Annotated in this window: 20 protein-coding genes; 2 read left to right on the forward strand and 18 right to left on the reverse strand. The window is 67.7% G+C overall.

Features of this window, described 5'->3' with window-relative positions; all coding sequences use genetic code 11:
- The 3 genes from QZZ33_RS01160 to QZZ33_RS01170 form a co-directional block, all read right to left on the reverse strand.
- On the reverse strand, nucleotides 1–438 hold a 438-nt coding region (locus QZZ33_RS01160), incomplete at its 3' end, for a histidinol dehydrogenase (RefSeq protein WP_291377638.1).
- 9 nt (nucleotides 439–447) lie between these two features.
- Nucleotides 448–1,533, reverse strand: a complete 1,086-nt coding sequence (locus QZZ33_RS01165) for a hypothetical protein (protein WP_291377639.1) — start codon at nucleotides 1,531–1,533, stop codon at nucleotides 448–450.
- Nucleotides 1,530–2,765 carry an ATP-binding protein gene (locus tag QZZ33_RS01170; protein ID WP_291377640.1) on the reverse strand — a complete coding sequence of 412 codons (1,236 nt, stop codon included), beginning with the start codon at nucleotides 2,763–2,765 and terminating at the stop codon, nucleotides 1,530–1,532. Before QZZ33_RS01170 ends, QZZ33_RS01165 begins: the two co-directional genes overlap by 4 nt.
- A gap of 439 nt (nucleotides 2,766–3,204) precedes the next feature.
- On the opposite strand from QZZ33_RS01170, the gene QZZ33_RS01175 reads away from it, so the two are divergent.
- The gene (locus QZZ33_RS01175; protein ID WP_291377641.1) at nucleotides 3,205–4,599 is read left to right on the forward strand and encodes a nitronate monooxygenase; all 1,395 of its coding nucleotides are present in this window, start codon (nucleotides 3,205–3,207) and stop codon (nucleotides 4,597–4,599) included.
- A gap of 61 nt (nucleotides 4,600–4,660) precedes the next feature.
- Here QZZ33_RS01175 and QZZ33_RS01180 read toward each other — a convergent pair whose 3' ends face one another.
- Nucleotides 4,661–5,047, reverse strand: coding sequence for a DUF4260 domain-containing protein (locus tag QZZ33_RS01180; protein WP_291377642.1), 387 nt, complete (start codon nucleotides 5,045–5,047; stop codon nucleotides 4,661–4,663).
- Between the two features lie 130 nt (nucleotides 5,048–5,177).
- Nucleotides 5,178–8,720: a DNA polymerase III subunit alpha gene (dnaE, locus tag QZZ33_RS01185; protein WP_291377643.1), complete on the reverse strand. Its 3,543-nt coding sequence runs from the start codon at nucleotides 8,718–8,720 to the stop codon at nucleotides 5,178–5,180.
- Between the two features lie 227 nt (nucleotides 8,721–8,947).
- Here dnaE and hrpA point away from each other — a divergent pair, with 227 nt between their 5' ends.
- Nucleotides 8,948–13,144, forward strand: coding sequence for an ATP-dependent RNA helicase HrpA (gene hrpA, locus QZZ33_RS01190; protein WP_291377644.1), 4,197 nt, complete (start codon nucleotides 8,948–8,950; stop codon nucleotides 13,142–13,144).
- On the opposite strand, the gene QZZ33_RS01195 is transcribed toward hrpA, so the two are convergent.
- The 13 genes from QZZ33_RS01195 to QZZ33_RS01255 form a co-directional block, all read right to left on the reverse strand.
- Complete coding sequence (locus QZZ33_RS01195; RefSeq protein WP_291377645.1) at nucleotides 13,131–13,628, reverse strand: GNAT family N-acetyltransferase; 498 nt, start codon at nucleotides 13,626–13,628, stop codon at nucleotides 13,131–13,133. The genes hrpA and QZZ33_RS01195 overlap by 14 nt on opposite strands.
- Before the next feature lie 4 nt (nucleotides 13,629–13,632).
- Nucleotides 13,633–14,550: an RluA family pseudouridine synthase gene (locus QZZ33_RS01200; RefSeq protein ID WP_291377646.1), complete on the reverse strand. Its 918-nt coding sequence runs from the start codon at nucleotides 14,548–14,550 to the stop codon at nucleotides 13,633–13,635.
- On the reverse strand, nucleotides 14,547–15,056 hold the full coding sequence (lspA, locus tag QZZ33_RS01205) for a signal peptidase II (protein ID WP_291377647.1): 510 nt from the start codon (nucleotides 15,054–15,056) through the stop codon (nucleotides 14,547–14,549). The genes QZZ33_RS01200 and lspA overlap by 4 nt, the downstream gene beginning before the upstream one ends.
- Nucleotides 15,053–15,505 carry a TraR/DksA C4-type zinc finger protein gene (locus QZZ33_RS01210; RefSeq protein WP_291377648.1) on the reverse strand — a complete coding sequence of 151 codons (453 nt, stop codon included), beginning with the start codon at nucleotides 15,503–15,505 and terminating at the stop codon, nucleotides 15,053–15,055. The genes lspA and QZZ33_RS01210 overlap by 4 nt, the downstream gene beginning before the upstream one ends.
- 105 nt (nucleotides 15,506–15,610) lie before the next feature.
- Nucleotides 15,611–16,585, reverse strand: a complete 975-nt coding sequence (locus tag QZZ33_RS01215; RefSeq protein ID WP_291377649.1) for a DivIVA domain-containing protein — start codon at nucleotides 16,583–16,585, stop codon at nucleotides 15,611–15,613.
- 108 nt (nucleotides 16,586–16,693) lie between these two features.
- Entirely contained in the window at nucleotides 16,694–16,999 is a 306-nt protein-coding gene (locus QZZ33_RS01220) for a YggT family protein (RefSeq protein WP_291377650.1), read from the reverse strand.
- Nucleotides 17,000–17,047: 48 nt separating this feature from the next.
- Nucleotides 17,048–17,524 (reverse strand): cell division protein SepF, encoded by a 477-nt coding sequence (gene sepF / locus QZZ33_RS01225; RefSeq protein ID WP_291377651.1) that lies wholly within the window; start codon nucleotides 17,522–17,524, stop codon nucleotides 17,048–17,050.
- Between the two features lie 97 nt (nucleotides 17,525–17,621).
- Nucleotides 17,622–18,353 (reverse strand): polyphenol oxidase family protein, encoded by a 732-nt coding sequence (locus QZZ33_RS01230; RefSeq protein ID WP_291377652.1) that lies wholly within the window; start codon nucleotides 18,351–18,353, stop codon nucleotides 17,622–17,624.
- Nucleotides 18,354–18,355: 2 nt separating this feature from the next.
- Nucleotides 18,356–19,540, reverse strand: a complete 1,185-nt coding sequence (gene ftsZ / locus QZZ33_RS01235; RefSeq protein WP_291377653.1) for a cell division protein FtsZ — start codon at nucleotides 19,538–19,540, stop codon at nucleotides 18,356–18,358.
- Between the two features lie 124 nt (nucleotides 19,541–19,664).
- Entirely contained in the window at nucleotides 19,665–20,399 is a 735-nt protein-coding gene (locus tag QZZ33_RS01240; RefSeq protein WP_291377654.1) for an FtsQ-type POTRA domain-containing protein, read from the reverse strand.
- A gap of 193 nt (nucleotides 20,400–20,592) precedes the next feature.
- On the reverse strand, nucleotides 20,593–21,957 hold the full coding sequence (gene murC / locus QZZ33_RS01245) for a UDP-N-acetylmuramate--L-alanine ligase (RefSeq protein WP_291377655.1): 1,365 nt from the start codon (nucleotides 21,955–21,957) through the stop codon (nucleotides 20,593–20,595).
- Nucleotides 21,954–23,072 (reverse strand): UDP-N-acetylglucosamine--N-acetylmuramyl-(pentapeptide) pyrophosphoryl-undecaprenol N-acetylglucosamine transferase, encoded by a 1,119-nt coding sequence (locus QZZ33_RS01250; protein WP_291377656.1) that lies wholly within the window; start codon nucleotides 23,070–23,072, stop codon nucleotides 21,954–21,956. The genes murC and QZZ33_RS01250 overlap by 4 nt, the downstream gene beginning before the upstream one ends.
- Nucleotides 23,065–24,270, reverse strand: coding sequence for an FtsW/RodA/SpoVE family cell cycle protein (locus tag QZZ33_RS01255; protein ID WP_291377657.1), 1,206 nt, complete (start codon nucleotides 24,268–24,270; stop codon nucleotides 23,065–23,067). Before QZZ33_RS01255 ends, QZZ33_RS01250 begins: the two co-directional genes overlap by 8 nt.
- Nucleotide 24,271: the final 1 nt, after the last annotated feature.

Below are 24,271 nucleotides of genomic sequence, written 5' to 3' on the forward strand. Positions count from 1 at the left end.
GACCACGTTCATCACGACCGAGCTGGGATACACGGCGAGGCCGCCGGGCACGTAGAGCCCCACGCGGCTGACCGGGACCCAGCGCTGCGAGACTCGAGCGCCCGGCGCGAGGTCCACGCTCACGGGCGGGGGGACGGTCGCTTCGTGGAAGGCGCGCACGCGCCTGATGGCCTCCTCAAGGCCCGCCCGTACGGCGGGGTCCAGGGTGGTCAGGGCCGACTCGATGGCGGCCGGGTCGATACGCAGACTGTCCGGCGCGCCCCCGTCGAAGCGGTCGCCGTACTCCCGCAACGCCTGCTCTCCCCTGGCCCGCACGTCGGCCAGGATCGGCAGGACGGTGGCGAGTGCGGCGTCGACATCAATCTCGGCGCGGGGGACGATGTCAAGAAGTTCACGTGCGCTGAGTGCACGCCCGCGCAGGTCGGTGACGGAGAGCATAACGCCAGTCTAGGAGTCCGCGAGCGGGCGTCCATCCTCGTCGAAGTCGATCTGCTGGCTCGAGCCGCCCTCTGCCCACGCGATGGTCGCTGCCACCTCGCCCGAGGCTGACCACAGTCGTACAGTGACCGTGCCGCCGACCGTCTGGTTGATGACCTGTGCAGCGCTCGCGGTCAGCCGGTCCATCGCGCCGGGGCGGTCGAGAGGGCGGGCACGGCCGTCAATCAGCTCCACGCGCACGCCACGGGCACGAGCCGAACGGGTCGCGGCCACGACCACCGGTGTCGTGAGCGACCGGGCGCGAACCGAGTCCTGCAGGTTCGCCTCGGCCAGCCCGTACTCGCGCCGATCTTGGTCGGTCATTACTGGTGACTGAATGATGCGGGTGAGCAACGGGGCGGCCTCCGCGGCCAACTCTTGAGTACGCGCCTCGCGCGTCTCGCGCTCCGCCTCGGTTGCCGCGGCCGACGTGACGAGGCTCACCGATCTCGCGTTGAGTTCTTTGATCCGCGCAGACGCGCGGCGCAAACCACGCGCGAACAGGCTGCACACAAACAGCACCGCAGCGCTGGTTTGGAAGGCAAGCAGTTGGCCCACGAGTCCTCGCCCGGTGTCGAGCGCCCACACCGTCTGCACCAAGAGCATCATCCCGAACGACGTCCAGGCCAGGCCGACACGACCCCTGAGTGCCATCAGGAACAGAACCCACACGTTGCTGATGGCGTACCAGGCCTCGCGGCCCGGTTCGTCGGCAACAATCTGCCAGGCCACGAGCGCCACGGACGCCGGCACCGCGAACGACACGATCGCCGCGTCGCTCGCGGGCATCGGATCTCCCGAGGACCTCAGCATGAGCAGCGCGGGCCCAAGGAGTACCGCAAGCCCCGCGACTACCATCCACGGATTGGCGACCCGGTCGAGGGTGGTCAGCGCGAAAGTCGCGGTGCATGCGGCAAACAGGCCATACACAAGCCACGCGCTCACGCTGCCGATGCCGAGCAGCACCGAGACGTCAGACTCGGCGCCTCCCACGGGGGCACGTCCGCCCGGTGCCGCCGCACCCGTGCGTGGGCTCAACGATGCCGTCGCGCTCATGCGAACCTCACCCATCGAAGTGTCACTACCGTGCCGCGGCCTGGGCGCGAGTCAATGTGCGCGCTGCCGCCCGCCAGGGCCTGCATTCTTTCCATCACGCTCACCCGCAGTCCCATTTTCCGCTCGTTGACGGCACGCACGTCAAAGCCCACGCCGGAGTCCTCCACCGCCACCTGAACCACGTCGTCGGCGATGGTCACGTTGACCACCCGCGTCACCAAGCGACCGTCCGGCGCGGCGTGCCGCAGGCTGTTGCGCACAGCCTCGGCGGTCGCTTCGGAAAGGGCCTCAACCACCTCGGCCGCTATGCGACCGGTGCCCCACTCGCGGTGCCAGAACTCCACAGTGCCCTCAACATCGGACGCTGCCGCCCGCAGCGCCGCCAACACATCTTCTGGTGAGTAGTCGACCGCCTGGCTGGAGCCCGATCCGATGGTGCGAATGCGCTCAAGCGCGGCCCGTGCCGCTCCCGTCACCTCGTCGGTCAGCGGGCTGGTGGCCGCGAGTCCAAGGGCCGTCATCACCTCGTCAAACACGATCGAGTTGATGCGGGCCTGTTCGCGACTACGGGTGCGACTAGCGGCGTCTCGCGCCGCAAGCGCGCGTGTGTGTTGCTCCAACGCGTCCTGTTTGTCTCCGGCAGACACGAGTGCAAGCGCCGCGCCCGCCAACAGTCCGGAGAACAGCACGGACAGCACGCCGCTCAGGATGCCCTCAAGCCATGGCCCCTCCGTGGAGACGCGTTGCGTGACGGCGACGAGCGGCAACTGAGCAAAGACGTACAGCCACACTCCCCAGTGGCGGTAGGCCGCTGCAGCAATAAGCACGGGGATTGCGTTCACGGCCTGGAGCCACGGGCCTGCGTCCATTCGGTCCACAGTCATGAACGCCAGCCAGCTCGCGTGCACCACGAAGAATGCGATCGGGATCACTTTGGCGTACCCAGTGACTGCCCGGATGGGCATGAGGAAGGGCAACACGATTAGCAGCGCCGGCATGACTGCACCCACCGCGAACGCGACGATCGCGTACGCGGGCATGACCGCCTCGCTTTGGTCCAGGAGCTGACCCACGCGCAAGCCCACGAACACCACGGCCGCGATGCCGATGGAGATGTAGAGCACGCGCTGGATGCGTTCGCGCGCCACATGGTTTCCCGTGACGGGTGGTGTGGTCACCGCGCCCGCGACGGTGCGCGCCTCACTCACCTTGGGTGGTGATGGTAACGACATCGCCGCCTCCCTCCCTCAGACGCTGCCGGTCTCAACTTAGCGACAACTGGTCCTGCTCGCCGGGCGATGAAGTCGGCGTGTGTGACAACGCCAACAATCCCTAGCGATTCTTGTGCCGTCTCGACGGCACGGAGGCGCGCGGCACCACCGCAAGCAGCTCGCTGGTGGACAGTTCCTGACCGCGTAGATCGATGGGCCTCAACACGCCCGTCAGGCGACCGGCGCCACGGGAACGCCGTGTGATGGCGCCGCCTCCCCCGCAAGAGTGATCGGACGTACCCCGCAAGAGTGACGGGACGTACGCCCCTCATACCTACGGTTGCGTAAGTTACGCTTGCCGAAACGACGGGAGAGGCCCCCCATGGCGACTCACATCGCAGCATCACCCCACGCTGGCCACACCGAAGGCCGGAGCCTACCGAGCATCATCCAAGGCGGCATGGGCGCCGCAGTGTCTTCGTGGCGCCTCGCTTCGCAAGTCGCACAGGCCGGACAACTGGGCGTCGTGTCAGGCATCGGCCTCGACATGGTGCTCGCGCGCAGGTTGCAGGATGGCGATAAGGGCGGGCACATGCGTCGCGCCCTCGCGGCCTTCCCCGTGCCCGAGATCGCCGAGCGCGCCCTCGAGGAGTACTTCCTGCCAGACGGTCGCGACGAGGCACAGCCCTACGCGGCCGTACCGAAACTGGTGATCGAGCAATCTCGCGAAGCCCAAGAGTTGGCGGTGCTAGGCAACTTTGTCGAGGTCTGGCTCGCCAAGGAGGGCCACGACGGCTTGGTGGGCGTCAACTATCTCGAAAAGGTGCAGATGGCCACACCTACGGCGGCCTACGGCGCCATGCTCGCCGGGGTCGATTACGTGCTCATGGGCGCGGGCCTGCCACGCGAGATTCCTCACCTGCTTGACCAGCTTGCCGGGCACGCCACGGTGGCTTTCCCCGTCGACGTGGTGGGGGCCGAGCGGGGCAGCTACTCCGTCACGCTCGACCCTGTCGACCTCCTCGGGACCGCCTTGCCGCCACTCAAGCGGCCCCACTTTCTCGCGATCGTGTCCGCCCACGTGCTCGCGGAATACCTCGCCCGCGACGACGCGATCCGTCCAGACGGCTTTGTGATCGAGGGCCCCTTGGCGGGCGGCCACAACGCACCCCCGCGCGGCAAAGCCGTCCTCGACGACGCTGGGGAACCCCAATTCGGTCCTCGCGACTACGCGGACCTCGCGAAGGTCGCCGCGATTGGTATGCCGTTCTGGCTGGCGGGCACCTACGGCACACCGGAGGGCCTCGTCGCCGCCAAAGAGGCCGGGGCGGTCGGCGTGCAAGTGGGCACCCTCTTCGCCCTCAGCAACGACGCCAACTTCGAGCCGTCCATCCGCAAAGAGCTGGTGTCCCACGTGGCCGACGGAACACTGCGGGTCACCACCGACTTGCGGGCCTCCCCCACCGGATTCCCGTTCAAGGTGGCCGAGCTGGAGGGCTCCCTGTCCGAGCCGGAGGTAGTCGAGGCACGTCCGCGGCTGTGTGATCTGGGCTTCTTGGGAGTTCCATTCGTGAAGCCCAACGGCAAGGTGGACAACCGTTGCGCCGCAGAGCCGGAAAGGCCCTTTGCGCGCAAGGGAGGCAAACCGGAGGATGCGGCCGGACGGCTATGCCTGTGCAACGCCCTGATGGCCAACGTCGGCCTGGGGCAGACGCGCGCTACCGGCTACGTCGAGAAACCACTCATCACGCTCGGTGCTGACCTTGAGGGGCCGCGGCGACTCGCTGAGCGCCACCCCGGAGGATGGACCGCCCGCGAGGCTCTGGAGTGGTTACTCGCGCCCACTGACGGCTAGCCAGCCAGGCGCGCGCGGTGGCCAGGATGGAGCGCGCGGTGGCCAGGACAAGGCACGCGGATCATTGCGCGGCGTCGGCGTCGAGGGGGCGCTTTCCGATCCAGCCCAGGTGAGTGTGCTGAAAGTCGTCGCTGTGCTTGAGTCCGTACCCGAGCGCCCGGTCGACGCCCACGTGGAAGGCCCACGAAGTCGCCACGATGATCCACGCCTCCGCGCCTGTCGCCGCGAACACGGCCGCAGCCGCCACCGGGCCCACGTACGAATGCCCGGCGTTGTACACAGCCGCGCCGATGCGAGGCCCAGCCGTGTACCCGGCCGCCGACACGTCGAACGCCAGGAACAAAGCGAGCGGCCACCACCACGCCTGCCCGAAGCCGATCACGAGCGACGCCACCGAGGCGACCGCAATGGCCGCACCCTCAAGTTTCTGCCACGCAATCACGGTCATGGCGCCACCCTAGCCCGCAGGCGTCTCGGGGGACCGCCCCACGGAAACCATGTTCGGCCGCACTGTCAGGGGTCACGGCGACCGTGGCGGCGCCGCACGCCGTTCGGGAGGTTCGGTGAGCCCGACCGCCCTACACGGCCAAGCAGCTGGGCCCCAGCGCCGCCTTCAGGTCGCCGTACAACGCCGACGACTTCTCCACCCTGAACTCGTCGCCCAGGCGCATCGTCAGCGGCTTGTCGCCGCCCGTCAGCACCATCCGCACCTCCACTGTGCCTGGATGCGACCGCAGAATCCCCTTGACCTCTTCCACCAACGGAGGGGTCACGCGTGCCGCTGGCACGTTGATCGCCACGGGCGCGTTGTCCACCACGTTGACGTTGGGGATCCGCAACTCGATCGCGGAGAACTGCAGGCCACCGTCTCCACGCTCCCGTGAACGGGCCTTGATGGTGACCACCGAGTCCTCCGTGAGGTCTCGCGCGTAGGTGTCGTAGGTCTTGGCGAAGAACGACACCTCGACCTCGCCCGTCATGTCCTCGAGCACCACGATCGCGTAGGCGTTGCCCGAGCGCGCGATGCGCCTATCCACGCGCGTGATGAGCCCGGCGAATACGACCTGCTCGCCCTCGCCGAGCCCATGCGCCGGTGTGGCATTGAGGATCTGGTGCGTCGCCTCGGCGCGCAGCACGTGGTCCAGCCCCGACAGCGGGTGATCGGACACATACAGCCCGAGCATCTCCCGCTCCAGGTTGAGCAGCGTCTTCTTGTCCCACTCCGGCACGTTGGGCACCTCGACGCGCACGCCGCCGCTGAGGTCGGCATCGCCGCCGAACAAGTCGAACTGCCCCGTCGCCTCTTGGCGCTTGAGGCCCACCACGGAATCGACTGCCTGTTCGTGGATGAGCGACAGCGACTTGCGGGTGTGGCCCAGCGAGTCGAACGCGCCCGCCTTGACGAGCGAGTCGATGGTGCGCTTGTTGCACACCGATGCGGTCACCTTGTCCAAGAAGTCGGGGAACGACGCGTAGTCACCCTTCGCCTCTCGCGCCTTCTGGATTTCCGCAACCACGTTGGCGCCGACGTTGCGCACCGCGGTGAGCCCAAAGCGGATGTCTTTGCCAACGGCCGAGAAGTTCGCCTTGGAGTCGTTGACGTCAGGCGCCAACACCGTGATGCCCATGCGGCGGCATTCGGCCAGGTAGAGCGCCATCTTGTCTTTGTCGGTGCCCACAGAGGTGAGCAGCGCCGCCATGAACTCCGTCGGATAGTGCGCCTTGAGGTACGCCGTCCAGAACGACAGCACCCCGTACGCGGCCGTGTGCGCCTTGTTAAACGCGTAGTCGGCGAACGGAACCAGCGTGTCCCAGAGCTTCTTGATTGCCTCATCGGAGAAGCCGTTCGCCTTCATGCCAGCGTTAAACGGCTCGAACTCCTTGGCGAGCACCTCTGGCTTCTTCTTGCCCATGGCCCGCCGCAGCAGGTCTGCCGCTCCGAGCGTGTAGCCGGCCACGATCTGCGCAATGCGCTGCACTTGCTCTTGGTAGACGATCAGCCCGTACGTGACCTCCAGCACCTCGCGCAGCGGCGCCTCGAGTTCCGGGTGGATGTAGTCGACCTGCTGGCGGCCGTTCTTGCGCTCGGCGTAGGCGGTGTGCGAGTTCGCGCCCATGGGGCCCGGCCGGTACAACGCCAACACTGCGGAGATGTCTTCGAACGTGTCCGGCTTCATCTGGCGCAGCAGCGAGCGCATGGCCACGCCGTCGAGCTGGAACACGCCCAGGGTGTCGCCACGCCCCAGCAGGTCGAAGGTGGCTTGGTCCTCGAGCGCCAGATCCTCCAGCACCAAAGGCGGCTTGCCGTTGTCGACGATGTTGTCCAATGCGTCGTCGAGGATCGTCAGGTTGCGCAGCCCCAAGAAGTCCATCTTCACCAGGCCGAGGCCCTCGCACGTGGGGTAGTCGAACTGGGTGATGATGACGCCGTCTTGCTCGCGCCTCATGATCGGGATGATGTCGATGAGCGGCTCGGACGACATGATGACGCCAGCCGCGTGCACTCCCCACTGACGCTTGAGGCCCTCGAGCCCTAGCGCCATGTCGACTACTTCGCGCGCCTCAGGGTCGGCCTCGACCGCCGCCCTGAAATCGCCGCCCTCGTTGTAACGATCGTTCTTCTCGTCGAACACGGCGGCGAGCGACAGGTCGCGGCCCTGCTGGGGGTCGGGGTACGCCTTGGTGAGCAACTCGCCCAGCGCGTACGGCTTGCCCAGCACCCGCGCGGAGTCCTTGAGCGCCTGCTTGGCCTTGATGGTGCCGTACGTGACGATCTGGGCGACCTTGTCTTCGCCGTACTTGTCCGTCACGTAGCGGATCACTTCGCCGCGACGACGCTCGTCAAAGTCGATATCGAAGTCGGGCTTGGACTCGCGTTCGGGGTTGAGGAACCGCTCGAAGTACAGCTGGTGTTGGATCGGGTCCAGGTCGGTGATCCGCATGGCGTAGGCGGCCATGGAGCCGGCACCCGAGCCGCGGCCAGGCCCCACGCGAATCTTGTGGTCCTTGGCCCACTTCACAAAGTCGGCGACTACCAGGAAGTACCCCGGGTAGCCCTTGTCCGCGATCACATCGATCTCGAAGTTGGCGCGGTCCTGCACGTGTGCAGGAATCTGCTCGCCAAAGCGGTCGTGTAGCCCGCGCTGCACCTCCTTGACAAACCAGGAGTGCTCGTCCTCCCCCGGCGGGACGGCGTAGCGCGGCATGTAGTCGGCGGACGTATTGAACGCCACCTCACACTGTTCGGCGATCGCGAGGGTGTTGGTGAGCGCCTCCGGGTGCCTGTCGCCCCACAGGTCCCACATCTCTTCCGCCGTCTTGACGTAGTAGCCGTCGCCGTTGAACGCGAAGCGCTTGCCGCCCTGGTCGTAGGTGGGCTCGTCGAGGGTCGCACCCGACTGGATGCACAGCAACGCCTCGTGTGTCTTGGCGTCGTCCTTTGACGAGTAGTGAAGGTCATTGGTGGCCACCAGCGGCGCGCCCAGGTCCTTCGACAGACGCACCAGGTCCTCGTAGACCCGCTTCTCAATCTCGAGATCGTGGTCCATCAACTCCACGTAGTAGTTCTCGCGACCGAAGATCTCTTGGAACTCCCCCGCCGCCTTGAGCGCCTCGTCGTACTGGCCAAGGCGCAGCCTGGTCTGCACCTCCCCGGACGGGCAGCCAGTGGTAGCGATGATGCCCTTCGCATAGCGCTGCAGCAGGTCGCGGTCCATGCGGGCCTTGTAGAAGTGCCCCTCGAGAGACGCGTAGGACGCGAGCCGGAACAGGTTGTGCATTCCCGCCGTGTCCTTGGCCCACATGGTGGCGTGCGTGTAAGCGCCACCCGAGCTGACGTCGTCCCCCGCCTGACCCTCCTGCCCCCACTTGACGCGAGAACGGTCCGAGCGGGCTGTGCCTGGGGTGAGGTATGCCTCAAGCCCGATGATGGGCTTGACTCCGGCCTCCGTGGCCTTCGACCAGAACTCGTAGGCGCCGAACAGGTAGCCGTGGTCGGTGGTCGCAATGGCCTTCTGGCCCAGCTCGTTGGCGCGCTGCATGAGGTCGGTGATGCGGGCGGCGCCGTCCAACATCGAGTACTCCGTGTGCACATGGAGGTGGACGAAGTCGCGCGACGGCATGGAGTCGATTCTAGGCGCGGTGGCCGACAGCCAGGGCCGCCGACGCGCTGCCTCCGGCCTCCTTCACACCTCGCCAGGGCGGCGTTCTGGCGCCCGCGCCGCGTACCGTCCCTGACACTCACCGGACACTCCAGGCGGCGTTATCGGCGTGTCGTCCGGCGAGTCGCGGCGCCGGGTGTCAGGGACGGTACGTTTCGCGCACGCGCGGGGTCCGCGACAATAGGCACATGACCTCCTCGCGCCGCACCGACCCTGGCGCGCCCGCACGGGGCGGGGGCCGGGGCGCTGGCGGCGGCGCATCTCGCGCCAAAGCCGCGGCGGCTCGAGCCGCCGTCGAGGTCCCGACGATCACCTACCCCGCCGAGCTCCCCGTCAGCGCAAGACGAGAGGACATCGCCGCGGCAATCCGCGACCACCAGGTCGTGATCGTCTCCGGCGAGACGGGCTCCGGCAAGACCACCCAGATCCCCAAGATCGCGCTCGACCTCGGCCGCGGGCGCACCGGGCAGATCGGGCACACCCAGCCGCGCCGCATCGCCGCGCGCTCGGTGGCTGACAGGATCGCAGAGGAACTCGGCACCACTCTCGGCGATATCGTCGGCTACCAGGTGCGCTTCAACGACACCTCATCCGAGAGCACGCTGCTCAAGGTGATGACCGACGGAATCCTGCTGGCACAGATTCAGCGGGATCCTGAGCTGCTTGCGTACGACACCCTCATCATCGACGAGGCCCACGAGCGCTCCCTCAACATCGACGTGCTGCTCGGCTACCTCACCAACCTGCTCCCCCGCCGCCCAGACCTCAAGCTCATCATCACGTCCGCCACGATCGACTCGCAGCGCTTCGCGCGGCACTTTGCGCCTGGCGGACCCATCAGGGACGACGAGGGGGCTGGTGGGGACGCCGCGGCGCGCCCCGCCGCCCCCGTCATCGAGGTGACGGGCCGCACCTATCCCGTCGAGATGCGTTACCGGCCGCTCGCTGGTGAGACGCGCGGCGAGGAACGCGACCTCATGACCGGCATCACCGACGCTTGCGACGAGCTCATGCGCGAGGGGCCAGGCGACATCCTCGTGTTCCTGTCGGGCGAGCGCGAGATCCGCGACGCGGTGGAGACCCTCGAGGGCCACCTCGGCCCACGAGCGCGCGACCCCAAGCACCCCCAGGCAGTGGAGATCCTGCCGCTCTACGCCCGCCTGTCTTCCGCCGAGCAGCACCGCGTCTTCGCGCAGCACTCCCGCCGCCGCATCGTTCTCGCCACCAACGTCGCCGAGACCTCGCTGACGGTGCCCGGCATTCACTACGTGGTGGACCCCGGCACCGCCCGCATCTCTCGCTACTCCAAGGCGACCAAGGTGCAGCGCCTGCCGATCGAGCCCATCAGCCAGGCGAGCGCCAACCAACGAGCTGGCCGCGCCGGCCGCCTCGCTGACGGCATCGCTCTTCGCCTCTACGCACCAGAAGACTTCGAGTCCCGCGCAGACTTCACCGAGCCGGAGATCCTGCGCACCTCTCTCGCGTCGGTGCTGCTGCAGATGATCTCGGTGGGGGTGGTGTCCACTCCCGACGAGGTGGCCGCCTTCCCCTTCGTCGAGCCGCCCGACACGCGCGCCATCAAGGACGGCATCCAACTGCTGTCCGATCTGGGGGCCGTCACCACGAACCGCACCGGCAGGGCGCGACTCACGGTGGTGGGGCGCAAACTCGCACGCCTGCCGATCGACCCGCGCCAAGCCCGCATGATCGTCGAGGGCGAGCGCCACGGTGTCGCCTACGAGTCCGCCGTGATCGCCGCCGCGCTCTCGATCCAGGATCCGCGAGAGCGGCCAAGCGACAAGCGCGACGAGGCCGACCAACACCATCGGCGCTTCTCCACCCCCACGTCGGACCTGCTGGGCTACCTCAACCTGTGGGCGTACCTACGGGACCGCCAGCACGAGCTGTCCGGTAGCGCATTCAGGCGGATGTGCCGGTCCGAGTTCCTCAACTACCTGCGCGTGCGGGAGTGGCAGGACCTAGTGCAGCAACTGCGGCAGGCGGCCAAGCCGGTGGGGATTCACGTCAAGGCACGCGCGGCGCAGCCCGTCACGTCGGAAGACGGCGTGTCCCAGTTCCTCCACACGTGGGACGAAGACGCCATCCACCGTTCCGTGCTCGCGGGCCTCCTCACGCAGATCGGCATGCAAGACGAGGGCAAGGTCACCGCATCCGGCTTCACGCACCTGCGCGGGGAGGCCAAGGCGATCGCGATGAAGCGCGCCCGCAAGCGCGCCACCAATGAGTACCTCGGCACCCGGGGCGCCCGCTTCGCGATCCAGCCGAACTCTCCCCTGTCCAAGAAGCCGCCGGCCTTCGTGATGGCCGCCCAACTGGTGGAAACCAACAGGCTGTGGGCGCGCGACGTGGCCCGCATCGACCCTGCGTGGGCGGAGGAACTCGCTGGCGACCTGGCCAAGCACACCTACTCGGAACCGCACTGGTCCACCAAGCAGGGCGCCGCCATGGCCCACGAGAAGGTGCTGCTCTACGGCGTGCCCATAGTCGCCGAGCGCCGCATCCTGTGGGGCAAGGTCAATCCCGCCGAGGCGCGCGAACTCTTCATCAGGCACGCCCTGGTTCAGGGCGAGTGGACCACCCACCACGAGTTCTGGAAGGCCAATCAGGCCGCCTTGGCGGAAGCGGCCGATGTGGAGGCGCGCACCCGCACCTTCGGCCTGGTGGCGGGCGAGGAGGAGCTGTTCGACTTCTACGACGAGCGCGTCCCCGACCACGTCGTCTCTGCCGCCCACTTCGACAAGTGGTGGAAGGGCGCCCAACGCCAGCAGCCGGAACTGCTCACCTACACGACCGAGCTCCTCATGCCGGACGCCACAGAGGTTGACGCCTCTCAGTTCCCAGACGAGTGGCCCCAAGGCGAGCTCACCCTGCCCCTCACGTACCAGTTCGAGCCCGGCGCCGACGCCGACGGAGTCACCGTCCACGTCCCCCTTGCGGTGCTGCCCCGCGTCACGCCTGACGGCTTCGACTGGCTCGTGCCCGGCATGCTGCCCGAGCTGACCACCGCGACCATCAGGGCCCTTCCCAAGCCCGTGCGGCGACTGCTGGTGCCCGCCCCAGACGCGGCGCGGGACATCGTCGCGTGGATGGCGGCCAACACCCCCGCGTGGGAGGACCTTGCACGGGCCGGGGACATGGCGGAGTCCTACCGGGATGCCTTCACACGGGCCACGCGCGCGCTGAGGGACGTCACCATCCCGGCCGACGCGTGGGACGAGGTGGACGAGCGTCTTCCCTCCCACCTGAAGATGACGTTCCGGATCGTCGAGCACCACGGCAAGCGGGAGTCCATCGTCGACGAGTCAACCCACCTGCTCGCTCTCAAGCGCTCGCTCGCCCCACAGACGGCCGACGCCGTGCGCAAGGCCGTGGGCGCGTCGCCCGACACCAGGCAAAGGGCAAAGGTCGCCGCCGCGGCGAAGCCCTCCCCAGCGTCGTTCGCTGGCGGCCCAGTATCGGAGAAGGCACAGTTGACCACCTGGCCCGCGGACCTGCCGGGCGGCGCACTGCCCGAGGTCATCGAGTCCGACGTGGGCGGCGGGGTCATCGTGCGCGGCTACCCGGGTCTGGTGGCCGAGAAGGCCGGTGCAGCGGTGCGCATCATGGCCGACGCCCCGACGCGCGATGCGGCCCATGCGGAGGGCGTGCGGCGGCTGTTGCTCACGGAATGCGGGCTGGCCACCAAGCGCATCACGTCGCGCTGGACCAGCTCCGAGTCGCTGACGCTCGCGGCATCGGGCTACGAGACCACGGATTCCCTGGTGGCGGACCTGCAACTCGCGGCGATTCGCGCGCTCACGGCGCCAGGCACGGACGACGACGCGGCCGGGGTGCGTTCGGCCGCGACTCACGCGGCGGTGCGGGGGCGCGTGCGCGACCGACTCGAAGACGAGATCTACCGCATCGTGGGGCTGGTGGTCCCCATCGCGGAGGCCGCTCGCGCGCTTGACGCCGACATTCGCTCGACCACCTCGATGGCACTGTTGTCGACGCTCGCGGACGTGCGCGCCGTCGCCCAAGAACTCGCTGGTGACGGCTTCCTCTCACGCACTCCCCCCGACCGTCTTCGACATCTTCCGCGCTACCTCAAGGCCGCGCGTCATCGGATCGACAAGGCACAGTCGCATCCGGCCAAGGATGCCGAGCTGGCGTGGCGCGTGCGAGAGATCGCGGAAGAGGTGGAGCGCGAGCGCGAGGCGGGCGCCGCGAGCGGCCCTGATGCCGCGCGTGCTGCGCGCATCGAGGCGGCGCGATGGATGCTGGAGGAGTTCAGGGTGTCGCTGTTCGCCCAGCAACTGGGCACCGACGGACCGGTGAGCGAGAAGCGGATTCGCGCGGCGCTCGCCGGCGCTACTGCTCGGTGACCACCTTGAAGGCGTCGTGGTGCGAGATTCCCTCGTCCATGTAGGCGTCGCCGAAGATCGTGTAGCCCAGCTTCTCGTAGAACGGCATGGCCTGATCCTGGGCGCTCAACTCGACGCGCACGCTCCCGCTAGCGCCGTGACGCGCGAGTGCCTGCGCCTCTAGTTCGAGCATGAGCGCGCTGCCCGCGCCTGAGTTTCGCGCGACCTTCCGCACGGCAACACGCCCAATGTGCGGTAGCGCTGGGTCCATCGCTCCGAACGCCCCCTCGCCGTGAAACACGTCTGTGTGGGGCGCAAGCAGGCGGCCAGTGGCCAGCGGAATGCCCTCGTCGTCAACCACCAGCGAATGGAACGTCCTCGGATCGGGGTCGAGCTCATCTCTCTCTGCCGCTGGGTCTACGCCCTGTTCGTCGACAAACACCTCGAACCGAATGGCCAGCGCAACCTCGAGTTGCTCTGGCGTGGTGACGGCGACAGTTTGCATGGACTCAACCTCTCAGTTGCGCGAGCGCGACCGCAAGGTCCGCGGGATATTCGGACGCGACGCGAAGCTCGTCTCCGCGTGTGGGGTGTGCGAAGGCGAGCTCCTTGGCATGCAACCACTGCCTGGTCAGGCCAAGCTTCTTGGCTTGCACCGGGTCGGCCCCGTAGGTGAGGTCTCCCACCAGTGGGTGTCGCATGGCGGTCATGTGCACCCGGATCTGGTGGGTGCGGCCCGTCTCGAGGTGCACCTCCACGAGTGATGCGGCAGGGAACATCTCGAGCACCTCGTAATGGGTGATGGATGGCCTTCCGCCCTCAACGACGGCGAACTTGTAGTCGGAACTTGGATGACGCCCGATCGGCGCGTCGATCGTGCCTTGAGTCGGCTCCAGATGTCCCTGTGCCACGGCGTGATACACCTTGTCGACGGTACGTTCCTTGAACGCCCGCTTGAGGGCAGAGTAGGCCGGTCCCGTCTTGGCGACCACCATGAGGCCGGAGGTGCCGACGTCGAGCCGATGCACGATTCCCTGGCGCTCGGCCGGTCCCTCTGCGGCAAGAGTGACCCCCGCGTCGGCGAGGGCGCCCGTGACAGTCGGCCCCTCCCAACCGGGCGACGGGTGCGCCGCAACGCCCACGGGCTTGTCGATCACGGCGATGTCCGCGTCCTCGTAGAGGACGGTCAGGCCACCGGGGATCGTGGGCTCCGGCATGGCAGCCCGCCGTTGCGGGAGATCCACGGCGAGGGTGCCTTCCCTCACGATGTCTGACCTTCCCACGATCGCGCCCTCGAGGCTCACGCCTCCCCCGTCGATCAGCTCGGCAGCCTTGGTGCGGCTCATGCCAAGCATCCGTGCGACGGCCACATCCGCGCGCTCACCGACCAGTGCGTCTGGCACGGGCAAGTAGCGGGTGTCGCTCACGGCGTCGCGTTACGGTCGGGCGCCGCGTTGGTTCTTGCGGGCTCCAGAAGCCTCTTGCCGAACAGACTCGCCAGCATGAAGACCGCGGCGGCGCCCACGATCGCGATGTCCGCGATGTTGCCCACAAACATGTCGTTGTAGTTGATCATGTCGACCACGTGACCACGCCCGAAGCCAGGCTCGCGAAACAGTCGGTCAATCAGGTTGCCGACGGCGCCGCCCAACGCGACGCCCAAGAGCCCCGTCGCGAGCGGGGTTCTGGCGCGCCTGGCGTAGTAGACGAGTCCCGCCGTGACCACCACAGCAACAATGGTGAGGATCCACGTGTAGCCCTCCCCCAGCGAGAAGGCCGCCCCGGAGTTGAAGACGAGTTGCACGGATATCACGTCACCGATCACGGGGTGCTTGACGCCCGGCATGAGCGCGGCGAGCGCCCACTGCTTGGAGAACAGATCGATCGCGATCACGAGGATCGCGGCCAACCAGACGGCTGGCCGAACTCTCAACGGCGCTCCTCGCGCTGCTTGCACGTCACGCAGTACTTGGCACGCGGGAAGGCCTGGAGGCGGGCCTTGCCGATACCCTCGCCGCACGACAGGCACGAGCCGAACGTGTGGGCCTGGATGCGGCGCAAGGCGTCGACGGACTCCTCAAGCATCTCGCGCGTGTTGTTGACGATCGACATCTCTTGTTCGCGCTCCAGCGCGGTCGACCCGGCGTCTGCCTGATCGTCACCCGAGCCCTCGGAGGTGTGCAGCAGGTCGTCCAGGTCGTGCTCGTTGGCATGGAACTCTTCCACGAGACGCTCAACGTCGGCGTTCAGCGTGACGACGATGTCGCGCAGCTCGCCGACCTTCCACGGCTGGTCACCTTCTCGCACGGCGAGCGCCTTCGCGTCGGCGGCCTTCAGGTCCGCAGGGTCCACCTTGACGATGGGAACTTCGGTGCTTGTCATGACGTCCTCACTTGGGTAACGCAGTGAGAGTAGTCGCACTGCGGGGGGAAGGCAAAGCGCCGCGCCCGGCCTTGCGGTCCGACGCGGCGCTGAAGCGTGGTGGTGCTAGGAGTTCCAGCGCGGAGCGTCGTTCGGATTCTCACCGGACTCGTCATCCTTGCTGGGTGGAGCGGGGGACTCATTTCCCTGAGCGGGCGAGACCGGCGCCTGTTGGGGCGTCCACGGTTCGGTCGAGCCGAACGGGTTCTGTTCGCCCTGAGGCTGCTGCTGGTCGCCGAACGCAGCGCCCGACTCGGGGGACGCGGCAGCGGACCGCTGACGCGCCAGGGGTGCGGCGTCGGCGCTCGGCGCGGCATCTGAACGAGGCTCGGTACCCGGAACGCCGAAACCCTCTCCGAAGGCCAAGGGCGCGCCGGGCTCACCAGGGGCATCTTGCTGAGGAGTGGAAGCCTGCTGCGCGTCAGGATCGGAGGCAGACGACCCCACGGGCCCTGCGCTCGCCTTCGCCGCGTTGTGCTCAAGGTCGCCCAGCAGATTCTCCAGGTAATTGCGCAAGTGGCCTCGATAGTCGCGTTCAAAACGACGCAGGTCATCGATGCGGCGCTCCAGATCGGCGCGCTCGGTCTCGAGGTCCTGCATACGTGCGCGGGCGTCGCTCTCCGCCCGCTCCACAATCGTCTCGGCCTTGACCTTGCCCTCGTCGATGAGGCGGTCACGTGCCTCCTCGCCCGCTTGGACGTACTCGTCGTGCAGCTTCTGGGCCATCGCCAACATGGTGGTGGCCGAGGGCGGGTTCGGGTCCGTAGCGGCCTGCAAGAAGCTCTCTGAGCCCGAGGGCGCGGTGGCAGCGGCTGGAGCCGGTGTGGGAGCCGGTGCTGGCGCGGCGGCTGGCACGACGGCGCCACCCGCCTGAGCCTGGGCAAGGCGCTGCTGAAGTTCGTCGCGCTCGGCGGTCAGAGCGGCGATCGAGTTGGCCACCTCGTCGAGGAAGTCGTCAACCTCGTCCTGGTCGAAGCCCTCGCGGTACTTCGTTTTTGAGAAGGCCTTGTTGAGGACGTCTTCGGCGGTGAGCAAAGCCATGCGTCGTCCATCCTTACGTTGGGGCGGCGCCGGGCGTCCGCCAGTTGTTCAGTCATCACGTACTCCCCTTACGTATCGGAAAGCACTTGAGTTCCTCTTGTGCCGGATCTATGGACCCGCAAGGTCCCAACGCACCTGGGTAAGAACGGCACGCATCACAATAACGGCAAAGAAGACCAGCAAGAATGCTACGTCAAGTCTGATCATTCCGATGGTCAACGGGGGCAATACGCGACGCAACGGCTTGATGAGGGGGTCAGTGACCACGTAGACGGTCTCGACCAAGAGCGCGGAAACCCCGGTGGGTTGCCACTCCCTGGCGAACGTGAAGATCCACGACATGGCGATCCTCGCAAGCAGGAACAGCATGAGGATGAGTAGCGCAAACAGCGCGAGGTCAATGGCGAAGATCACGTGTCAAGGGTAGCCGAGCGCCGCGGGTCGGCCGGGCAACTCCAGCTGCTAGTTGCCGAAGAACCCGGCGTCGGCAGCGGGAGGCTGGGTGTCGACCGCGATCTCGACGTGCGCGGGAGACAGGAGGAACACCGCAGTGGTCACCCGCTCGATGTTCCCGTGAAGGCCAAAGGACAGACCCGCAGAGAAATCCACGAGCCTCTTTGCCTCTGCATCGGTCATCTCCGTCAGGTTCATGATGACGGGAACACCTTGGCGGAATGCCTCACCGATGAGGCGTGCGTCGCTGTACGAGCGCGGCTTGATCGTCTGGATGCGGCGCAGGTCGCCGTGGTCCGCCGGCTGGGACCTTTGCTGGCGCACCGCAGACGTCCGCGGCCGGGAGTCGTGTTGTTCCCGCACGTGGGAAACATCGTGCAGGTTCGTGACGGGCGCGAGTTCTTCGTCGGCGTACTCGTAGTCGTAGTCGTCACGATCCGCGACTTCGAAACCGAAGTACTGCATCGCCTTGCGCATAGCGCTCATGGTTTCGCTCCGCTCTTGCTTGCCGTGTCCTGCATCCTCCACGGTAAGTTGTTCCGGCCCCGCGGCTCCGCACCGACACGCCGGACCTCGAAGGCGCTCACGGGAGTGGCCCCTCGCATGACACCACGCCCGCTTGACGTCCAGTGACGTGGTCGCGCCTGTACGAGAACAGGCGCCGATCCTCGAAAGTGCAGTGGCGGTGGCGGACGACGCGGTCGAAGCCGAGTTCGGCGAGCCTGCCTACCACCGCCCGCGGCAGGTCAAGGGCGGGAGTGCCCCAACCCGTGGTTGACATGGCGAGCGGGTGGCGAGCGGCGACCTCAGCACGCACCTGGCTCGACACTTCGTAGCACTTGCCGCAGATCGCGGGGCCGACGCTGAAGGTGACGGATTGCGGGCGGGCCCAACCGTGCCTGACGTCCACGATGGCCGCGACTGCAGCGTCGACGACACCAAGACGAAGACCCTCGCGCCCGATGTGGGCGGCGACCACGGCGCCCGTCTGCGCGTCGTGAGCGAGCAGCGGCACGCAATCGGCCGCGAGCGTCGCAAGGGACAGGCCCTCGACAGTCGTGAGAAGAACGTCGGCCGTAGGCGGCTCACGGCCGTCGAGGTAGGACTCGTCCAGGCGAGCTACCCCCACGCCGTGCGCGGGTTTCATGAACACCACCGCGCCGCCCGCAGACTCTTCCACCACACCGCGGTTGATCGCGACGACGGATGGGTCGTCGCCCACGTGAGACGCGAGGTTGAGGGTGTCGTACGGCTTGTCGCCGGCGCCGCCGTTCCGGTCGGTGAAGAACGCCCTGACCGGCAGCCCGGCGTCCATCACTACTTGAGGAAGTCCGGCACGTCCAACGCGTCGTCGTCCGACCACGAGGGGTGCACGTGGATCGCGTCCGTGCGCGGCTCGGGGTCGCGCCGATGAGGGGGTTCCGCGTCCGCCAGCGAGGTGGGCACGGCGTCCAGTTCCATGGGGGCGTCAACGGGCTCGAGTTCTTCCGCGGACGGCGTGGGCGCGGCGCCCTCGATGGTGCCGAGCGCTCCCTGGTGGCGGCGCACAGGCGGTGCCCCGCCGTCGAACCCTGCCGCGATGACGGTGATGCGTAGTTCGTCGCCAAGAGCATCGTCGATCACCGTGCCAAAGATGATGTTCGCCTCGGGGTGAGCGGCCTCGCGCACCAGCTTGGCCGCGGTCTCGACCTCCTTGATGCCCAGGTTGGAGCCGCCCGCGATGCTGAGCAGCACGCCGTGAGCGCCCTCGATGGAAGCCTCGAGCAGCGGCGAGGAGATCGCACCTTCCGCCGCCACGAGTGCGCGGTTTTCGCCGCGAGCGCTCGACACGCCCATGAGCGCCGTACCTGCGCCCTTCATGACGGACTTCACGTCGTTGAAGTCGACGTTGATGAGGCCGGGGGTGGTGATGAGGTCGGTGATGCCTTGCACACCACCCTGGAGCACCTGATCGGCCGCGGCGAAGGCGCCCAGCACCGACAGGTTCTCGTCCTGGATGTCCAGCAAGCGGTCGTTTGGGATCACGATCAGCGTGTCGACCTCGTCGCGCAAGCGCTCGATGCCCGCCTCTGCTTGGTCATAGCGCCGCCTGCCCTCAAAGGTGAACGGGCGCGTGACGACGCCAACGGTGAGAGCGCCGAGTGCGCGGGCGATGCGGGCCACCACGGGCGCGCCGCCCGTACCTGTGCCGCCTCCCTCTCCCGCGGTCACGAATACCATGTCCGCGTCGCGTAGGGCCTCGGAGATCTCCTCCTCGTGGTCCTCGGCGGCCTTGCGACCCACCTCAGGGTCCGCCCCTGCACCGAGTCCGCGGGTCATCTCGCGGCCGATGTCGAGCTTCACGTCCGCGTCGGACATCAGCAGGGCTTGGGCGTCAGTATTGATGGCGATGAACTCGGCACCCTTGAGGCCGACCTCGATCATCCGGTTGACGGCGTTGACTCCGCCGCCGCCGACGCCGACGACCTTGATCGCCGTGATGTAGTTCTGCGGTGCGGCCATGGCCTTCCCTTCAACATTAAGGTTCAACTTGAGGGTTAGGGTTATGTCAAGTCGATCTGCAATGACGGTACGTGGGCAGTGCCCTCACAGGCCGAATTGGCGCGCGTGTCGCTCCAGAAACCGGCTACGACTCCTGCCGCGTGATCGGCAGCGTCGGGGCCGACACGTCGATCACGTCGGCGGTGGCCGCCGCGCCCGATGCCAACATCACGTCGAGCACCTGGGCCTTCAGAGCGGAGTCCTCGGCACTTCCCCACTCGACCCGTGGCCCATCGCGCAAGGTGAACGAGACCGTATCTTCCGTCTGAGCCCCCACCGTTTCCACCCGGTCCAGAATCGGCTGGGGGAGGTTTCGCACCACGTCAAGCACGGCGCCAAGGATCCGGTCATTGTCGGTCCCCAACGGAATGTCGAGCACCGGCAGGCCCTCAGGCACCACGTCGACCTGTCCCACCCTCACCGCATCGGCGTCCAGCAACACGAAGCCGTCGCCGCTCGCAATCGCCGCCACCGGGTGGCGAGGGGTGATCGTGACGCGCAGCCCAGAAGGCCACACCCGCTCCACCGAGGCGTCGCGTACCCCCGCGAGATCGCCCAACTGGTCCGCGACGTGAGGCACGTTGAGGAGCGCAAGCGACGAACCCTCGTACTGCGCGAGCACGGCGTCGACGGCAGCGGCGTCGACCTCAGGCGTCACTCCAGACACCTCGATCTCGTCGAGGTCGAGCGAGAAGAACGGCGATTGCAGCACCAACCAGACGATCAGCGCCACCACCCCCGTCGCCAGGCCATACTTGCCCCACTTGACGGCGGCGCGCCTGCGCTCGGTACGGCGCCGCTCAGCGAGCCGCTCCCGCATCCGATGCGTCACGGTGTCGACACGCTCGCGCTGCTTGACGGGTTGCCACGCGGGGGCCTGCGGGGCGTGCGCGCGCGCGGGAGTAGACGCAGTGCTGCTTCTGGGCGCTGGCGTCGTGCTTGCCGCTCGCGGCGCGACAGGCGCGCGACGGGCCGGCACCTGTCGGGAAGGCACGGCGCTTGGGGGCCGACGCTCAGCCATCGGCCTTGCTCCAGGCGTCAAGAATCCAGCTGGCGGCCTGAGTCACGGTGCCGGACCCGATCGTCATGACCGTGTCCCCTGGGCGAGCGCTCGCTGCGGCGCGCGCGGCAGCGTCTTCGAGACTGTCGGCCAACTCCACTGTGGACCCCTGGCCAGGCGTGAGGGCGTCGGCGATGACCTGGGAGGTCACTCCAGGAATCGGGTCCTCCCTGTCTCCATACACGGGAGCCAAGATGACGGCGGCGTTGTCGATCGACATGGCGCGCCCAAACTCCTCGCCCAACGCCTGAGTGCGGCTGAACAGGGCCGGCTGAAACAGCACGACCAGGCGTTCCGCGCCAGCTGCGCGCGCCGCGGCCAGCACGGCGGCCACCTCCGTCGGGTGATGCGCGTAGTCGTCGATCACGCGCATGCCGCGCACCTCACCACGCAACTCGAAGCGCCTGCCGGTGCCAGCGAAAGACGCCACTGCCTGCGCCGCGATCTCCGGCTCGACGCCCACCTCCACGGCGGCGCACCACGCCGCGGCCGCGTTGAGTCGCTGATGCACGCCAGGTACCGGGACCGCGAGCGGCATGGTGCGTTCCGCCCACGTCACGTCGCGAGGGCCCACCACCACGTCTGCCGCTCCCGCGCCCTCAGGCCTCGGCGATACGCCGTACCTCACCACGCGCACGCCGGCACCTGCCACGGCGTCGGCCACCCTGGCGGCGCCGGGATCGTCGGCACACACGATGAGCACGCGGGCCGCAGAAGCAAAGCTCACGAACGCTGCTTCGACGGCCTCAAACGAGCCGAAGAAGTCCAAATGGTCAGGCTCGACGTTGAGCACAATCGCAATCTCGGTGTCGTAGTTCAGGAACGAACCGTCCGACTCGTCCGCCTCGACCACCGCTATCTCCGCAGAGCCGCCATAGCCGCCAGCGACCGCGCCCTCCACCCCGAACACGCGCGCCCCCACCGCGTAGCTCGCGTCGATGCCGCATGCGTGCAGAATGTGGGCCGTCATGGCCGAGGTGGTGGTCTTGCCGTGCGAACCAGCCACCGAGATGAGGCGCCTGCCCTCGAGCGCCCAGGCGAGGGCCCGCGATCGGTGCCACACCTCGATCCCCAACTCGCGTGCCCGCGCCAACTCCTCGTTCGCCTCCCGCACGGCGGTGGAGATCACCACCACGTCTGCCCCATCAACCGCGGTCGCGTCGTGGCCCTGACTGACGTTCACGCCAGCGTCCTCGAGCGCGGCGAAATAGGCGCTGCGGCGCTTGTCGCTCCCGGTGACGTCGACGCCTCTGGCCGCCACCAGACGAGCGACGGCCGACATCCCTGAGCCTCCCACGCCGATGAAGTGAAACCTCATGCCTTCGCGGCCCGTTCAATGATGCGGGCGAGACGCTCAGCCCCGTCGGTGATACCGATCGACGCGGCAGCGGCACGTGCGGCCTGGCGAGCCTTGTGATCAAGCACGAGCGGCTCGGCAGCAAGTTCCAAGGCCGCGGCGGTGAGTTCGCCATCATGGACGATGCTGGCGGCCCCTGCATCCACGGCCCCCTTGGCGTTGAGTGCCTGTTCGCCGTTGCCGTGTGCAAGCGGAACGTAGACGGCCGGGAGCCCGAGCGCCGACACCTCGCACACCATTCCCGCTCCGGCGCGGCACACCACGGCGTCGGCCGCCGCAAAGGCCGTCTCCATGTCCAGGACATACTCCCGAATCACGTACATGTCTCGGTAGCGGGCCGGGAGGTTTCCGTGGGCCTGCTCGGCGCCGTCGGCCTTGCCCTTCCCTGTGAGGTGCAGGACGTGGATGCCGTGCTGCACGAGCCGCTCGACCACCTCCGCCGTGACGGCGTTCAGGCTGGCAGCGCCCGTCGACCCCCCCGTGATGAGCAGAGTCGGCGCGTCGGCAGCCCACCCCCACGTGGCCCGCGCGCGTCGGCGCAGTTCTTCGCCGACTGCGGCGTCGCGCAACTGCCTGGCGAGTTCGGTAATGGCTGGCCGCAATGGCAGCCCTGTCACCACCCCGCCCTTGAGGGGCGTGCCCTCAAACGTCAGCGCCACCGCGGCGGCCCCGCGTGCGCCCAGCCGGTTGGCAAGGCCAGGTCTGGCATTGCCCTCGTGGACCACCACGGGCAACCGACGCCGACGCGCCGCCAAGTAGGCGGGGGCCGACACGTAGCCGCCAAAGCCCACCACCACATCGGCGTCGATGGCGTCGATCGCTTTGCCAGCTGCCGCGACCGCGGCGGCGAGTCGGGCCGGCAACCTCACCAGGTCTAGCGAAGGCCTGCGCGGCAGCGGCACCCGCGGCACGAGGTGGAGGTCGATTCCCGCATCCGGTACTAGGTGAGCCTCCAAGCCCTTCTCGGTGCCGAGCGCGGCGACGTCGTGCCCGCTGTGGAGCAACGCGTCGGCCGTGGCGAGCAACGGATTGACGTGACCTGCCGTGCCTCCTCCTGCAAGAAGAACGCTAACCACGACGACCTCCAGACAGCACGACCATCGACCGACGGATCACGGAGGGTCTCGCCTTGAACGCCTCGCGCGCGCCAGGCTCGCTCCGCGCAAACGCCATGAGCGCGCCCAGTCCCGCTAGGGACATCACAAGCGATGAGCCACCTGAGGACACGAGCGGCAACGGCACGCCTGTCACCGGAAGCAGGTTCAACACCACAGCGATGTTGATGAAGGCCTGACCCACAATCCAGGCGCCGATCGCGGCGGCGGCGATTTGGGCGAAGGGGTCGCGGTGGTGTCGCACGATGCGACTCACGGCGATGACGATCATGGCGAGGGCGATCAGCACCACCAGCGCGCCGATAAGCCCGAACTCCTCCCCGAGGATGGCGAAGATGAAGTCGTTGTCGGCTGCGGGAAGATACCCCCACTTCTCACGGCTCATGCCTGGGCCCAGACCCCACAGCCCCCCTGACGCAAGCGCACGCGTGGCGTGGACGGTCTGCAGGCAGTTGCCTTGCGGGTCGCACGTGGAGGGGTCGAGCCACAGGCTGATGCGCGCTGATCTCGTGTCGCCGTCGGAAATGAGCACCATGGCGCCCACCGCCGCCACCGCCGCGCCAGGGGCAAAGAACCTCAACGGAAGGCCCGCGACCCAGTACGCGGCTGCGACGATGACGCACACGACAGCGGCGGTGCCCATGTCGCGTCCGGCGAGAATCAGGACCATCACGGCGGCGGCGGCGACCCCGCCGGGCACCATGATGCGCTTGAAGGTGGTCAACTCGCGGCGGAACGTCGACAGCACCATTCCCAAGTACAGCGCCAGCCCCAGCTTGGCGATCTCGGAGGGCTGCAGGGTGACGCTGCCCACCTCGACCCAGTTGCGATTGCCACCGGACGACACTCCCACCGCGATCACGGCCACGAGCAGCACGAGCGCGGCCAACAGGATCAGCGGCGTGACGCGCTTCCACCACGAGACGCTCTGGCGAGAGCCGATCACGAGGGCAGTCAGCCCCACCGCCAGGGCCGCCAACTGGATGAGAAACAGCGTCCAAGGGTTGCCGCCCTCTTGCCGAATAGAAAACACGGAAGACGACGACAGCACCACGGCCAGGCCGACCAGCAAGAGAATGGAGGTGGCGGCCGCCAACAGGTAGTAGCTTGCCGCTGGGGAACTCCAGGCACTCGGGGGACGCGTGCTTTGGGCCGTCACG

The organism is Demequina sp. (assembly GCF_016278775.1).
GTDB lineage: Bacteria > Actinomycetota > Actinomycetes > Actinomycetales > Demequinaceae > Demequina.